The 15,734-nt window shown below is 43.1% G+C and carries 9 protein-coding genes and 1 riboswitch; of the genes, 3 read left to right on the top strand and 6 right to left on the bottom strand.

Translation table 11 applies throughout. From position 1 onward, the window contains the following. Positions 1-112 precede the first annotated feature (112 nt). Positions 113-2,449: a M1 family metallopeptidase gene (locus tag QNI22_RS00550; RefSeq protein WP_314508646.1), complete on the top strand. Its 2,337-nt coding sequence runs from the start codon at positions 113-115 to the stop codon at positions 2,447-2,449. 162 nt (positions 2,450-2,611) lie between these two features. Here the strand turns inward: QNI22_RS00550 and QNI22_RS00545 are convergent, their stop codons facing one another. The 3 genes from QNI22_RS00545 to QNI22_RS00535 all read right to left on the bottom strand — a co-directional run bounded on the left by QNI22_RS00545 (position 2,612) and on the right by QNI22_RS00535 (position 4,682). Next, positions 2,612-2,866, bottom strand: coding sequence for a hypothetical protein (locus tag QNI22_RS00545; RefSeq protein ID WP_314508645.1), 255 nt, complete (start codon positions 2,864-2,866; stop codon positions 2,612-2,614). Between the two features lie 40 nt (positions 2,867-2,906). Beyond that, a complete protein-coding gene (gene dnaJ, locus QNI22_RS00540) occupies positions 2,907-4,052 on the bottom strand; it encodes a molecular chaperone DnaJ (RefSeq protein ID WP_314508644.1) in 1,146 nt (381 codons plus the stop codon). 78 nt (positions 4,053-4,130) lie between these two features. Beyond that, a complete protein-coding gene (locus QNI22_RS00535; RefSeq protein WP_314508643.1) occupies positions 4,131-4,682 on the bottom strand; it encodes a nucleotide exchange factor GrpE in 552 nt (183 codons plus the stop codon). Between the two features lie 395 nt (positions 4,683-5,077). Between QNI22_RS00535 and recJ the strand changes: the two genes are divergently transcribed. Both recJ and lptB read left to right on the top strand, forming a co-directional pair. After that, on the top strand, positions 5,078-6,781 hold the full coding sequence (recJ, locus tag QNI22_RS00530) for a single-stranded-DNA-specific exonuclease RecJ (RefSeq protein WP_314508642.1): 1,704 nt from the start codon (positions 5,078-5,080) through the stop codon (positions 6,779-6,781). A gap of 135 nt (positions 6,782-6,916) precedes the next feature. Next, complete coding sequence (lptB, locus tag QNI22_RS00525; RefSeq protein ID WP_314508641.1) at positions 6,917-7,648, top strand: LPS export ABC transporter ATP-binding protein; 732 nt, start codon at positions 6,917-6,919, stop codon at positions 7,646-7,648. Here lptB and QNI22_RS00520 read toward each other — a convergent pair. From QNI22_RS00520 to QNI22_RS00510, 3 genes are all read right to left on the bottom strand, one after another. Further along, positions 7,557-8,282, bottom strand: a complete 726-nt coding sequence (locus QNI22_RS00520) for a hypothetical protein (protein WP_314508640.1) — start codon at positions 8,280-8,282, stop codon at positions 7,557-7,559. The genes lptB and QNI22_RS00520 overlap by 92 nt on opposite strands. 159 nt (positions 8,283-8,441) lie before the next feature. Beyond that, on the bottom strand, positions 8,442-10,421 hold the full coding sequence (locus QNI22_RS00515; RefSeq protein ID WP_314508639.1) for a putative cobaltochelatase: 1,980 nt from the start codon (positions 10,419-10,421) through the stop codon (positions 8,442-8,444). A gap of 575 nt (positions 10,422-10,996) precedes the next feature. Continuing rightward, complete coding sequence (locus QNI22_RS00510) at positions 10,997-15,280, bottom strand: cobaltochelatase subunit CobN (protein WP_314508637.1); 4,284 nt, start codon at positions 15,278-15,280, stop codon at positions 10,997-10,999. Positions 15,281-15,486: 206 nt separating this feature from the next. Continuing rightward, positions 15,487-15,671, bottom strand: a riboswitch (cobalamin riboswitch). Between the last annotated feature and the right edge of the window lie 63 nt (positions 15,672-15,734).

Genomic DNA, 15,734 nt, shown 5'->3' with positions numbered 1-15,734 from the left:
ATTCGCAATACAGGAAAAAAAGTAAAATAATAGTTTGTACCTACATCAACCAGTAATCAAAAGTAGTATCTTTGAAAAACTAAAGACCTCCCATATCTCATAACCAACAAACATGAAGAAAGTAATTCTGGCAGCGGCTTTGCTGGCAAGTACAGCAGGCATGGCTCAACGTTTTGAGGAGAATCGCTCCAAATTTGAGCAGTTAGGCACCTTACTCCCTACTCCCAACACGTATCGTACAGCATCTGGTGCTCCTGGTCATGACTACTGGCAACAACGTGCCGACTATGACATGCAGATTGAGCTAAACGATGAAAAACAACAGATCACAGGTACCGAAACGATTACCTATTTCAACAACTCTCCGGATGAACTAGGCTATCTTTGGCTACAACTGGAACAAAACATATTTGACAAAAACTCAACAGCCAATCTGACCAAAACTTCTGCAATGGAAGAAAAGGTGTCTATGTACCAACTCGGTTTCATGACACTGGAACAGTTTGATGGTGGCTATAAGATCAAATATGTAAAAGACAAAGCTGGCAATGCACTGAAATATACCGTTAACGGTACCATGATGCGGATTGACCTGCCTCATGCACTGAAATCAAAAGGTTCTTTTAGCTTTTCTATTGCATGGAGTTACAATATACACGACCACAATAAACTGGCAGGAGCTCCTGGCAATGGTCGTATGGGTTATGAATATTTCGCTAAGGATAACAACTATCTGTATGAGATAGCACAGTTTTTCCCTCGCATGGCCGTCTATGACGATGTATATGGCTGGCAACACAAACAATTCCTGGGCAATGGAGAGTTTACTCTTCCTTTCGGAAATTACAAGGCATCGATTACAGTTCCGGCAGACCACATTCTGGGTGCAACAGGAGTTCTACAAAACCCAAATGAGGTATTAACAGCTACTCAGATTTCCCGTCTGCAAAAAGCTAAAACAGCTAAAACACCTGTAGTAATCGTAACTCAGGAAGAAGCTGAGGCAAACGAAAAAGACAAATCTACCACAAAGAAGACCTGGAAATTTGCAGCACAGAATGTACGTGACTTTGCATTCGCTACCTCACGTAAGTTTATCTGGGATGCTATGCAGATTACACAGGATGGCAAGCCTGTTATGTGTATGTCTTACTATCCAAAAGAAGGTAATCCTCTTTGGGGTAAATATTCTACTCAGGCAGTAGCACATACTATTCGTACCTATAGCAAACGTACTGTTTCTTATCCTTATCCAGTAGCGATTTCAGTACATGGTCCTGTAGGTGGTATGGAATACCCTATGATCTGTTTCAATGGTGGTCGTCCGGAAGCAGATGGTACCTATTCAGAACAAACCAAATATGGTCTGATCTCTGTAATTATCCACGAAGTAGGTCACAACTTCTTCCCCATGATTATCAACTCTGACGAACGTCAGTGGACATGGATGGATGAAGGGTTGAATACATTCTGCCAGTATCTGGCTGAGCAGGAATGGCAACGTGAATATCCAAGCCGTCGCGGGGAAGCCTATAAAATTGTTCCTTATATGAGTATGGAACAAAATAAGCTGGAGCCTATCATGACTAACTCTGAACAGGTAAGTCAGCTGGGTAACAACGCATATGCAAAGCCTTCTACTGCGCTGAATATTCTTCGTGAAACAATTCTGGGACGTGATCTGTTTGACTATGCATTCAAACAATATGCTACACGCTGGGCATTCAAAAGTCCTCAACCTGCCGATTTCTTCCGTACGATGGAAGATGCATCAGGTGTGGATCTGGATTGGTTTTGGAGAGGTTGGTTCTATGGCACAGAACCTGTGGATATTGCACTGGAAGATGTAAAAGCATTCAATGCTGATACACAGAATCCGGAGAAAGAAAACCCAATCAGCAAAGCACAGGCAAACGAACAGAAGACAATCAGTCAGATTCGTAACGAAAAAGATATTCAGAAAACACTGGTTGATGAAAATCCGGAATTGAAAGATTTCTATAACTCATATGACCGCTATGCAGTAACCCCACAAAGCAAGTCACGTTATGAACAATACCAGGCTTCGTTAAGTGATGAAGAAAAGAAATTGCTTGCCTCAGGAGAAAACTTCTATAGTCTGAAACTGAAAAACAATGGTGGTTTGGTAATGCCTGTGATTCTGAAACTGGATTTTGAAGATGGCACCAATGAGATTGTTCGTATTCCTGCTGAAATCTGGCGTATGAATAATAAAGAAGTAAGCAAAGTCATTCATACTTCTAAAAAAGTAGTACAGTTTACACTAGATCCATTCCAGGAAACTGCCGATATCGATACGGATAACAATGCATTCCCATCAAAAGCTGCACCTACACGTTTTCAGTTGTTCAAACAGCAAAACCGTCGTCCAGCCAACCCTATGCAGGAAGCGCAGCAGATTCAAGGTGGTCAGCCAAGCAACCGATAAGATTGGATAAACGTAGAGTCTCTTTTATAGTTAACGCAAGCCAGAGTGGCTTGCGTTTTTTTATGTCTGGAAAAGTCAAAAAAAGTATAGTACATCAGTCTATAAATAAAAACACCTTTTGGAATTCCAAAAGGTGTTTTTAGTATAAAAAGTCTTATTCTTTTAATTTTCGTATTTATATAATTTAAGGATACTATCTACCTCATCCTTTAACTTCTCAATATCTTTGTTTGCCAAACTACCTGCTTTATAAGCACTATATACATTAGTGGGTAGTATATCCTTATACTTAGGTAGATTATGCAAAACTTCATACATCCCTAACTTAAACGCAACTCGCGCTTCAGTGTCTTCATCAAAGAAATCTTTATAAAAATCAAATTCATCAGTGTTATGAAAATACTTGTCTGCGCTCATATGCATTTATAGTTAAGTAAAGGATAATATGATCGCTAATTTATTGAAAAAATTCTTTCATACGATCAAAGAATCCTTTTTCATTTTTGGAAGGACGAGGCTGGAAATTATGAGCTGTACGGAATTTTTCCAGAATCTCACTTTCTTCGCGTGATAGCTGCTGAGGAGTCCATACATTTACATAAATTAACTGATCACCTCTGCCGTATCCATTGATGCTCCGGATTCCTTTGTCTTTCAGACGAAGGATTTTTCCACTTTGAGTACCTGCATCTATCTTTATTTTTACTTTTCCTTCGATGGTAGGTACTTCTACACTTGTTCCCAATGCAGCATCTGCAAAGTTTACATACAGATCAAATACCACATTGTCACCATCCCGTTTGAGTAATTCATTGTCTTCTTCTTCAATCAGAATCAATAGATCACCTGCTACACCACCTCTTGGAGGAACGTTACCTTTTCCAGCCATATTTAGCTGCATACCATCCGCTACTCCGGCAGGAATACGTACCGAAATAGTTTCTTCTGTCAGCTGACGACCTTCTCCATGACAAACCTCACAACGATCAGATACAATAGAGCCTTCCCCGTTACAGGTTGGACAGGTACTGGTTGAAATCATTTGTCCCAGCATGGTATTTACAGCACGACGTACCTGACCTGACCCCTGACAGGTGGAACAGGTTTTAAGTGCAGTACCACCTTTGGCTCCATTTCCACCACAGGTATTACAACTGGTATAACGCTTTACTTTTATTTTTTTCTCAATACCGTTAGCTACTTCTTCCAGATTCAGTTTAAGCTTGATGCGCAAGCTATCTCCTTTACGGACCCGCTTGCCACCACGGCCACCTCCACCAAAGAAATCACCAAACGGACTGTCACCGAAAATATCTCCAAAACGTGAAAAAATGTCATTGACATCTGAGAAGCCTCCACCATTGAAGCCACCTCCACCATTTACGCCCTGATGCCCAAACTGGTCATACCGCTGACGCTTTTGAGCATCACTCAGCACTTCATACGCTTCAGCAGCTTCTTTAAACTTATCTTCTGCAGAAGGATCATCCGGATTTTTGTCGGGGTGATATTTGATAGCTAACTTACGATAAGCCTTTTTTATCTCCTCTTCCGAAGCAGTCTTACTTACTCCCAGTATGTCGTAATAATCTCGTTTTGTCATGGGTTAAGATATATATTGAAACGTAAACCAGGGATAAGAAGACCTTTCCCTACGTTACTTCTCCATTGATTATGATTCTTAGTTACCTACAATTACTTTGGCAAAGCGGATAATCTTCTCTTTCAGAGAATATCCTTTCTCTACTTCATCCACTACTTTACCCTTTAGATCTTCAGTAGGAGCTGGAATTTGGGTAATTGCTTCATGAGTTTCCCCATTAAACTCTTTCCCGATTGCTTCCATTGGCTTCAGACCACGTTGTTCAAGTGTTTTATACAGTTTATGGTAGATAAGTTGTACACCTTCCTTCACAGAATTGATATCCTGTGCTTTTTCTATTGATTTCAAAGCTCTTTCAAAATCATCCAGAACAGGTATAATGGCCAAAATGACACCCTCTTCGGCAGTTTGCTGAAATTCTATTTTTTCTTTGGCAGTCCGACGACGGAAGTTCTCAAAGTCTGCCAGCAAACGCAGATATTTATCTTTGATTTCGGCAACCTGTGCATCAGCCGATGGAGTATCTGTTGCTGCGGCTTGCGTTTCCTGAGTCTCTGTTGTTTCTTCGTTCAGATCTACAGGAGTTTCAGATTCGTGCTGGTTTGTACCTTGATTTGATTCGTTTTGCATACCTATTCAAATAATTTAAGAAGTCATTATGAAAAATCAGGCGCTATCTACCCTGATAGAGAAGCTACCTGAATGCAATGTCAGCAGTTCAAGAATATTGCCAATTACATTGCGCCCACAAAAATATGACATTTTGTCGGATTTATGTAATAGTATTCCAACAGAAACCGGCTAACTTTTGACAAAAACAGCAGAATGTCGTTTTTTAGTTTTTCTGGAGGGATAAAAAAATAACTACTTATCCAAACTTTACTTTTATATCCTGATTATCACTAATATATCCGCATAAATTAGTATGCATAGTCCTAAGAGAAATAATTAAAATACAATATTTAAATCCAAGAATTCCATTCTTCACCCAAACCAATTAACATTTTTTTGCTTACTTTGCAGATATGGAGAACCGCTGGATCATTAAGTCAACCCCTTCTGAAGAAACTATACAGTCTCTGACTACGGCTATCAATGTTAGCCGTGCATCCGCCCAATTATTGACTCAGCGTGGCATTAGTGAATTCGAGAAGGCTAAGTTGTTTTTCCGGCCTTCATTATCTCATCTGCATGACCCTTTTATCATGCAGGATATGGACAAAGCAGTTAAAAGACTGGAGCAGGCCATAGGTAATAATGAATCCATCATGGTGTATGGAGACTATGATGTGGATGGTACGACCTCTGTCGCGATAGTATATGGATTTCTCCAACAATTTCACTCCAATCTATCTTTTTACATTCCGGATCGTTATAATGAAGGCTATGGAGTTTCCCGGCAAGGTATTGATTATGCACATAAAACAGGTGTTTCACTGATTATCTGTCTGGATTGTGGAATTAAATCAGGAGAGTTGGTCAGTTATGCTCAAACATTGGGGATCGACTTTATTATCTGTGATCACCACCGCCCGGATGATACACTTCCAACAGCAGTGGCAATCCTCAATCCCAAACGTCTGGATTGCCCTTATCCTTACAAAGAATTATCGGGTTGTGGTATTGGGTTTAAGTTTTTACAAGCTTTTTGTCAACGAAATGACCTATCGCTGGAAGAACGACTTTATCCATTCCTGGATCTGGTGGTTGTCAGTATTGCAGCCGACCTGGTTTCGATAACAGGTGAAAACCGTGTAATGGCTCACTTTGGACTTAAACAACTTAACTACAATCCACGTCCGGGACTAAAAGCACTGACACGAATAGCAGGATTTGAAAAGGAGCTGGATATTACCAATATTGTCTTTGGAATAGGTCCCCGTATCAATGCAGCCGGACGTATCGCCCATGCCCATGCAGCTGTCAATCTGTTACTTGCACACTCTGAAGCAGAGGCAGAACAATATGCCAAAGAAATTAATGTTAATAATCGCGACAGACAAGGATACGATATACATACTACCAAGGAAGCCCTGGCGATGATTGAAGAGGATGAGACATTGCGGCTATCCAAAAGTACTGTATTGTTTAAAAGTGACTGGCATAAAGGAGTTATTGGCATTGTAGCCTCGCGTTGTGTTGAAAAATATTATCGTCCTACCATCATTCTTACAGAATCCCATGAGATTGTCTCAGGATCTGCCCGTTCTGTGCCAGGTTTTGATGTATATGAGGCCATTGCCGAATGTGCTGACTTGCTGGAACAATTTGGAGGACATACCTATGCAGCCGGTTTAACTCTGAAACGGGAGAATGTGGAAGCGTTTCGGGAACGTTTTGAAACAATTGTTGCTCAACGTATTACAGCCGAGCAATTAATACCACAGATTGAAATTGATTTAAAATTGCATCTGCGGGATATCAACTTCAAGTTTTATAATATCATTAAGCAAATGGAGCCATTTGGCCCTGAAAATATGCGTCCGGTATTTATGTCCGAACCTGTGTATGCAGATAATGTACGTATACTCAAAGACGTTCACTTGAAAATGAGTGTATTCCAGGAAGGCACTTCCTACATTGATGCCATTGGATTTGGCATGTCTCAGTTGCATCTGGACAAAGTCACCGAAGGTAAACCATTCCGTATCTGTTACCAGATTGTTGAAAACAACTACCGTGGCAATCAGACTCTGCAGCTTCTGATCAAAGATATTAAGGCTTTTTAGTATTGTATTAGCCTCATATCTGATGGATTGGAACAAAATTTGTAGCTCCCCAAAACAATATTCTATCTTAGGCTTCTTCTTAAGAAAAGGCTGAAATGGTTCAACGAAAGCTGAACATTGTATTTAAACTGAAAAATGCTTCTTCGCTCTGAAAATTTACTAAAGAAATATGGAGCCCGTATTGTAGCCAACAATGTCTCAGTACAGGTACAACAAGGTGAAATCATTGGTCTTCTGGGTCCGAATGGTGCAGGAAAAACAACTACCTTTTATATGATTGTAGGGTTGATTAAACCCAATGAAGGCACTATCTACCTGGATGATGAGGATATTACTCATTTACCCATGTATCAGCGAGCTCGTAGGGGATTAGGATATCTGGCACAGGAGGCATCCGTATTCAGAACACTTACTGTCGAAGAAAATATTATGGCGGTACTGGAAATGACCGATTTACCCAAAGCTGCCCGTAAAGAGAAGACAGAGGAAATGCTGGAAGAATTTAGTCTTACCCATGTACGCAAAAACCTGGGACGGGTATTGTCCGGAGGAGAACGACGTCGTACGGAAATTGCCCGTGCACTGGCAGTAGATCCTAAGTTTGTACTGCTGGATGAACCTTTTGCAGGTGTTGACCCGATTGCCGTCGAAGAGATTCAGGGTATTGTGGCCAAACTCAAAACAAAGAACATAGGCATCCTTATCACAGACCACAACGTGGACGAGACCTTGTCTATTACAGACCGTGCCTATTTGCTATTTGAAGGTAAGATCCTTAAATCTGGTACTCCCGAAGACCTGGCATCTGATGAACAGGTAAGACGCGTTTATCTGGGTAAACACTTTGAATTAAAAAGAAAGATTTAACAGGTGTAAGGATATACAGGCACTGATTGGATAACGCAAAAACAATCATTGCCTGATTTTCTGTTACAATCTCTTGTCTAACATCCGTCACTGATGGAATATCTGTTGTTTCCCTTTCAGATGCCTGTAAGGCAGGATTCACTTCAAGAGAAGCTATTTCAGTCACTAACCGACTTTCCTGCTGGCATTCTCTCTGATATATTTTCTCCAGTTCTTTCCACATAGCATAGGCAACGTCAGCACGTAAACGTACCTGATCACGGTAATTCTCTTTCAATACATAGTTAGCGGCATTGTCCTTGTCTTTTTTTCTGTCAAGCACTGCCAGACGAAGATCACTGCGTTTGTATTGAATATGGATGTCCTTCCATACTGATTCAGCCTTTTTGAGTTGCTTGTTACGTTCTTTGGAAACAGGTTGAGCTTCCAGTTCGGCTTTTTGCCGAGTTGCCTGAGACAGCAGAGCGGTTAGATGGGTATGATTGGCAAGAGTTCTCTCTTCGTCTGCTTTGATGGCTTTGATTCGTTTCAGCATATGGTAAAGCTGCTCATTCAGTCGGGCCTCCTGAGCCATCAAGCGATAGTATTCTGATCTGTATTTGCGTAATGCAGAAGCTGTAGTGTGTCTTGCCATGAAATAAAAATAAAGGATAGAAAGTGATTTTTTAGTAGCTTAAAAATACTAAAAATCTCTCATATGACCAATTATTTACCCATTTACAAGCAAAACACAAACAACTGATAATCAATTATATATCAACACAAACAAGTATATCACAACAAATACTTTCTTTTATCCAGCATGCATCCGGATAGTAATGGTTTGGAGTATCGAATCTGATGAAATTTCATCTAGCGACAAGCACTCGCCACCCATTATAGCAGCCAGTTCACGGGCTTTTCCCAGTCGTAAATAATCGCTTTCGGTATCCAGTACGAGTGAAGGGATCTGTTGCTCTTTTAGTTGATTACCCAGCATCTGTATCTGGCTCCAGGGATTTCCTCCTCCGGGCAGGGGTACATTTGCTTTGCCATCACTCAGAATCACGACTAAAGGCTGCAAAGTGTCTGTGGGTATAGCATTTATTATCTCCAAAACCAACTGCAAAGCATGGGGCAAGGGAGTCCGCCCACCGGTTGGTAAACTGTGAAGAGCCTTTTCGGCTTTTTCTATACTATGGGTTGGCTCAAGTACAACCTGTGCTTCAATACCCCGAAACGCAATGACACTGACCCAGTCTCGCTGCTGATAGGCATTGGTGAGCAAGGACAGTACACTGCCTTTTACTGCTTCCATACGTCGGCTGGCAGCCATGGAACCGGAAGCATCTACCACAAAAAGGATCAGATTACCTTTTTTGTCCTCCCGTATTTTCTGATGTAAGTCATCACGCGTAATCTGCCATTCGTCCGGATTCCGGAATAAGGCTTTCTGTAACGTGGCCTCTATAGCCAGATTAGTTGGTTGCTTATCCGGAACAGACCGGATTGATTTCCCTTTCTGTATAGTATAGGTTTGATTCCTGTTTCCGTCTGTAGCATTCTGTGAAGTTTTGACGCCATTCTCAATCTGAATGTCAGGCAGACTATCAATTGGTATACTGGCAAAAACCTGTTCCTTCTCTCCTTCCTGTTCCGTTTCTGATGGGCCAGGCAAACAGTCCTCTGTCAGGCAATCATTATCGGGAGCTTGATTCTCCAAAGACTCGGAAGCGTCCGGTTTGGAATCAGAGGTTTTATTTTCTGTCGTAGATTGCGCTTGTTGCATCAGGTCATCCAGTGCCTTTTCATCCATTTTTGTATCTGACGAAAAAGGTTTCTGTCGACGTCTATGCAGTAAAACTAGTTCTGCGGCGTGTCGGATATCTTCTGGCACTACTTCAATACGCTGGGCTAAGGCTGCAAGAGTGCGTGCAGTTTTGTACATGACGATATCTGCCCGGAGGCTCACTACACCCATTTCCATACACAACTGACTAATCAGTTCCAGTAAATGATCTGGCATATGTACAGAGGTCAGTAACTGGCGGGCTGTTGTCAACTGCTTTTGCAGAGCTTGCTGGGCAATCTGCCATTGTGTTATAAAGGCAGCAGGGTCGGCATCATAGGCAATTCGTCTGCGTACTACTTCGGTTCGTTCAGTTGTATCACGAGGGGCTTCAATCTCTACCATTAATCCGAAGCGATCCAGAAACTGTGGGCGCAGATTGCCTTCTTCCGGATTCATGGTTCCAATCAATGTAAATCGTGCAGGGTGACTGACCGAAAGTCCTTCCCTTTGTACAGTGTTCACTCCCATTGCAGCAGCATCCAGTAATACATCGACCAGATGGTCTGACAAAAGATTGACTTCATCAATATACAATACACCTCTGTGTGCCGCAGCCAGCAGGCCAGGGAGGAATTTCTTTTTCCGTTCACTCAGCACTCCTTCCAGATCCAGGCTTCCTACAATACGCTCTTCTGTAGCTCCCAAAGGCAATGTAACGAAAGGCATCTCTACTTCCTGTACCAGATTGGTTTTATCCTGGCATACTTCACATGTATCCAGTAGGTGAACCGGATCACAGTTGTAGGGACAGCCTGTCACCTTAGTAATAGTGGGTGCTATTTGTGCTAACCCTCTGGCTGCTGTACTTTTGGCAGTACCCTTGTCACCTTTGATCAGCACCCCTCCTATTTCCGGATTGATGGCACAAAGCAGCAAAGCCCGTTTCAGTTTTTCCTGTCCTACTAAAGCAGCAAAAGGATAGTATGTCTGTGTATACTTCATGTATCGATAATACGCTATAAGACTGTTTTTATTTTTTGCCTGCCCATTGCTGGCCTATTACTCAACTTATCGTGTCTCATGTCTTTTGAGGAAATAAAAAAGTTTGTGTTACAAGGAGATGCTGTCCCTTAAGGGCTATTATTTGCCCCATTACTCAGAGTCCAAGCGTTTGAACCACCCATAAGGGCAAGTCGTATTTGTAACCTCTCTCAAAATACAATGTCTGAACCACCCCGCCCTTCGGGCACCCCTCCTTAGAAAGGAGGGGAGTTTACAAAGCCTTTAGTCTACATTATTCAAATACCTAAAAATCAAATACATCTATTTTTATAAATATATTTTTACAGTTCGTATGGACGGCTTTAGTAACAACAGGCTCGCCACTCCCCTCCTTTCTAAGGAGGGGTGCCCGAAGGGCGGGGTGGTTCAAGCGTCCGTTTTTTGGCACATGTTACAAAGCAGACCTGCTTAAGCTAACAGCCTTGACCAAACGTTCGAACCAGCATCTTTCTATTCAAACCAGTGCTCCCTTTTTAAAACTTTCATTTCTGAAAAAGCTATGGGACAGGATAAGATTACTCAACTCTTCCTTCCAGCAAGCCTTCACTCTGTAAATATACCTCTTGCAAGGCTTCCAGTATCTCTGGTGAGGGTTCTTTCCACATACCGCGTTGTGCAGCTTCCAGCAAACGTTCAGCAATAGCATGCAAAGCCCATGGATTACTTTGTGCAAAGAATTGCTGCATAGTAGCATCTAAGGCATACGTCTCTGCCACTTTTTCATACATCCAGTCGTCGACTACCTGTGCTGTTGCATCGTATCCGAAAAGGTAATCCACTGTAGCTGTCAGTTCCAATCCTCCTTTATACCCATGCTTCTGAATACTTTCAATCCATTTGGGATTCACCACTCTGGATCTGAATACGCGTAAGGCTTCTTCCTTTAAATCCCGGACTACTGGCCGATCCGGATTCTGACTATCACCAAAATAATGTTTTGGCTGATGTCCTGTCAGGCTGCGAATGGTAGCAATCATTCCGCCATGAAACTGCAGGTAATCGTCACTGTCAAAGATGTCATGTTCCCGGTTGTCCTGGTTATGCAACGCTACCTCTACTCCTGACAAACACTGCCGGAATTCATTTCTGGCATCTACTCCGCTTACACTTCGGGTATAGGTATATCCACCCCAGTTGACATACGCCTGAGCAAAGTCAGTTTCATTGTGCCAGTTTTTCTCATTGATCAGTGGTAAAATACCTGCCCCATAACTCCCCGGCGCAGCTCCGAAAATACGGTAGCTGGCCCGTTGCTCTGCTTCTTCTACAGGCATATCAGGAGTTTGCAGTTCTGCCAGATCCGTCAGATAATGTTTCCGTACAAAGTTTTGCTCTACAGGTTCATCCAAAGCAAGCACTTGTTGTACTGCATCATCCATGAGTTCGATCAGGTGCGGAAAGGCATCTCTGAAAAAGCCACTGATACGAATGGTTACATCTATACGTGGTCTTCCTAGTTCTGCCAATGGCACTATTTCTATCCCTGTAATTCTCCGGCTCTCTGGCTGCCATACAGGACACACACCCAATAATGCCAGAATCTCTGCCACATCATCGCCATAGGTACGCATAGCACTCGTCCCCCAGATACTGATGCCGACGTTTTCAGGATAGCGGCCTGTCTCTTTCATATGACGGTCCAGTACCTCCTTTGCCAGCTGTTGTCCCACCTGCCAGGCAGCTTGTGAAGGCAAGGCTCTGGGATCTACCGCATAAAAGTTGCGTCCAGTAGGCAAAATATGGGCCATGCCTCGTGTAGGAGCGCCACTGGGGCCGGCTGGCACATAACCTCCGGATAATCCATGTAACAGATGCGTTATCTCATCGTATGTTTGCGCCAGATTAGGTACAAGTTGCTGGCAAACAAACGTTAGCATTTTATGAATCTCTGCTGTATCCCGCAAAAACTCTACCCCAAATGTCTCAGCAATTACCTGAGGTATAGAATCAACCCGAAATCGTTCACGGTAGAGTATCTGAAACATATGTCTGCCAAGTTCCTCAATTATTTCTTGTACGTCTGCCCCTGTCACAACCGGACGCCCTGCCAGTTCTGTAAAAGCAGCAGACACAGTTTCCACCTTTTGCCCTCTGACAGCTGTAATTACGTCCCATTCCCATCCGAATAAAGCAGCCATGGCAGCAGGTAATCCGGGAGTATTGCGATTCGGCAATCGGGTCAAAGCCTGTAACATATCAATCAGGTTTTGTTCCTGAGGCATTTCTCCTAGTATATGTAACCCATTCCGTATCTGTGCTGCGCCCAGTTCACACAGATACCCATCTATATCTTCGATTAAGTGAGCAATGTCTTTCCCTCCCATTTCTGCCAATGTAACAGGCACACCTTCGGGTGTTATTTCGTCATCCCATTCGTGTACATGGTCGCCATGATCCCGCTTCAGCATCGCAGACAGGTCTTTATCCAGATTGGTTTGCCGTATTAAATCCCAGATCTGGCGTTGTAACAGTGGAAGTTTAGCAGGGTCCAGTGTTTCGACCTGATAATATTCATCTACCAGCTGCGTTAGCTGTGCCAGTTCACCATAACTATCGGCTGATGTCATAGGTGGGGTCAGATGATCCAGTATGACCGCATGAGCCCGACGTTTCGCCTGTGAGCCTTCCCCCGGATCATTGATGATAAAAGGATAAAATAAGGGTATATCTCCCAGAAAAGCATCCGGAAAACAATTTTCTGAAAGCCCAATTCCTTTGCCCGGAAGCCATTCCAGCGTCCCATGTTTGCCTACATGCACAATCGCATCAGCACCCCAACCATCCCGTAACCATCTATAAAATGCATAGTAATGATGTGTAGGTGGCAGGTCAGGTTGGTGGTAGATCGCATCCGGGTCCATGCCGTATCCACGTGGTGGTTGTAATACGACTAAGGCATTGCCTAATTCAATACCAGCCAGTGCAATATGATGATCATGTACATAGGTTTCACCAGGTGGTGGCCCCCATTGTTTCTGCATTTTTTGCTGTAAAGCCTCAGGTAGTTCTGAAAACCATTGAGCATACTGGGTAAAAGATACCTGTCCGACGGCACGTGATAATTGCTCTGTGGTGAGATAGGTTAAGTCATATGAACATCTGTCTATCAGTTCGTGAATTAATTCTGTTCCACTAGCAGGCATATGAGGTATAGTATATCCTTCTGCCTGCATAGCCTGGAGAATAGCCATCAAAGACGCTGGAGAATCCAGTCCTACCGCATTGCCAATCTGCGATGCCTTTGCATTGGAGTTTGTAAAAACAAACGCAATGCGTTTCTCTTTATTGGGTAAATGACGCAGACGGGCAAAACGAGCTGCTATACCCGCCACTCGTTCTATCCTGTCTTCAACAGGTTCGTATCCTTTGGTTTCCCTGTCTTTCTCTTTAAATGAAACTGGTACAGTGATAATGCGTCCGTCAAACTCAGGAATAGCCACATTCATAGCAGTATCCAATGGATTGAGTCCCCGGCTTGATGATTCCCAAGGGCCACGACTCATACCACTGGTAATAGCTTGCAGAATCGGTACGTTTAGCTGACGCAGAATTTCCTCTTCTCCTTGTCGCAGTTGTTCTGTTTGTATATCCCGCATGGCAAACGAAACTGTATTTACCAATACGTCGATCAGCACTTCGTTAGTATATCTGAATATATCCAGGGCATATGGCCAACCTGTACCATTGTCAACTGCTTTGAGAGAGGCTGTATAGACAGGCAGTACATTCAGGTTCCGAGCTTCCAGTGCACGAATCATGGCATCTACAAAGGACGTATTGCCGCTAAGCCAGTGTGCCCTATAGAAGGTAATGCCAATGCTAGGGAGAGCAGGATTGCGCATCTTTAACCAATCTTCTATCTCTGCATTTTCAGGGAGATCCGGATGGTAAATGCCATGTTCAGATAAAGTTACAGGAACCTCAAACCCAAAACCTGTCATCAGCAGATGATCTGACAGAAAGTACAACAGGGAGGTTAGGTTGCTATGTCCTCCTGCTTGTAAGTATGCCAGTGTTTCATGCAATATGGCTGGTGACACTGTAGACACAGCGGCAAATTCGGGATTTAGTTCACCCGTTCCGCTTATCACAATCAGGTGCTGTCCCTGCTGCTTTGCCCGACGAACCAGTTCCGCGAAACCTGGAATACTACTAGCTCTGCCATGAATACGTATGATTACAATCTGAGCGGCTCCTACTTCCCGATCCAGCAACTGAGCCATATGGGCATCACTTTTAATTGCCATCAGGTTAAGGCCTGTCGTTTTGGGAAAGTCAGCAGGTAAGTCCTGAAGTGTGCGACTTAGGGTAAGTAGATCGGTATCGGCATGGGTTAGGAATACAATTCCTCCATCGGGTGTTGCCACCTGCCCGGAACGGGTTATAGCTTCAGAACCTTTCCATGTATAGAATTGAAACACATACTCTGCCAACTCAGCGGGTGGGGTTAGAAAACTATCGGCCTTTACCATACTCTCGATGTAATCGAAAATGGCAATGATCTGCCAGTTGCTGTTGACAGAATGAAACCATACAGAGTTTCCGTCAAACAACAATGTGACCACATTAGCCAGTGTGCATGGGCCCAGACATCCACCTTTGGTCATATGGACTACATTACGTAGCTTCCGTCGTAACCATTCACTTTTATACAACTCAACCGGAATGGGAGCATAGCCTCTGTCTGTACGGCCACAGCAGCATGCATTGTAACAGTAAGACAAATGTCCTCTTCGCTGAACCAGGTTAATGGCTTTTCCATCCGGGCGCATTACCCGCTGGCGTTTTATTTCTGTCATACCATTTACAACTTATGTAAGCAAGCAATCGGATTTCAGACGTTCAAAAGCTTGCGGATAGACAGGTGACAGAGGAGGAATGAAAAGTTAGCTTGTAAAAGCTAAAGGTACAGGTATAAGCCTGCCCACATTCCAAATCACCTCATTTGACTCTGCTTTAGAGGTGGTCTAAACTAATTTAGATACCCTCTTAAACCGCGAAAGCATTATCATACTGAAAACAGGCAGGTCTCCTGACTTGTACCAATTATGCCATCCTTCCCATACAGTGTAGTATAGTGGATACTAACGCATAATCCCATAGGTTACTTACAGTTGCGCGACAGTTCGTGACTTACACACGATTCCCTATTAATCTGTTTTACACAGAACCTTTTTTCAGAGGAGAAAGAACGTCTTGATTGAAAGCAACAAATATACTGGATTTACACTAAGTAGCAGGAAAACTTTTCAT

This window comes from Xanthocytophaga agilis (assembly GCF_030068605.1).
In the GTDB taxonomy this organism is placed as follows: domain Bacteria; phylum Bacteroidota; class Bacteroidia; order Cytophagales; family 172606-1; genus Xanthocytophaga; species Xanthocytophaga agilis.
Note: the sequence above shows the minus strand (reverse complement) of the source record. Positions and strands in the feature narration are given on the sequence as shown.

What these genes read in the sequence shown, in the direction of transcription:
- dnaJ (WP_314508644.1), bottom strand. Translation starts at nt 4,052, where the DNA reads ATGACAAAACGAGATTATTACGACATACTGGGAGTAAGTAAGACTGCT.
- recJ (WP_314508642.1), top strand. Translation starts at nt 5,078, where the DNA reads ATGGAGAACCGCTGGATCATTAAGTCAACCCCTTCTGAAGAAACTATA.
- QNI22_RS00520 (WP_314508640.1), bottom strand. Translation starts at nt 8,282, where the DNA reads ATGGCAAGACACACTACAGCTTCTGCATTACGCAAATACAGATCAGAA.
- QNI22_RS00545 (WP_314508645.1), bottom strand. Translation starts at nt 2,866, where the DNA reads ATGAGCGCAGACAAGTATTTTCATAACACTGATGAATTTGATTTTTAT.
- lptB (WP_314508641.1), top strand. Translation starts at nt 6,917, where the DNA reads ATGCTTCTTCGCTCTGAAAATTTACTAAAGAAATATGGAGCCCGTATT.
- QNI22_RS00550 (WP_314508646.1), top strand. Translation starts at nt 113, where the DNA reads ATGAAGAAAGTAATTCTGGCAGCGGCTTTGCTGGCAAGTACAGCAGGC.
- QNI22_RS00510 (WP_314508637.1), bottom strand. Translation starts at nt 15,280, where the DNA reads ATGACAGAAATAAAACGCCAGCGGGTAATGCGCCCGGATGGAAAAGCC.
- QNI22_RS00515 (WP_314508639.1), bottom strand. Translation starts at nt 10,421, where the DNA reads ATGAAGTATACACAGACATACTATCCTTTTGCTGCTTTAGTAGGACAG.
- QNI22_RS00535 (WP_314508643.1), bottom strand. Translation starts at nt 4,682, where the DNA reads ATGCAAAACGAATCAAATCAAGGTACAAACCAGCACGAATCTGAAACT.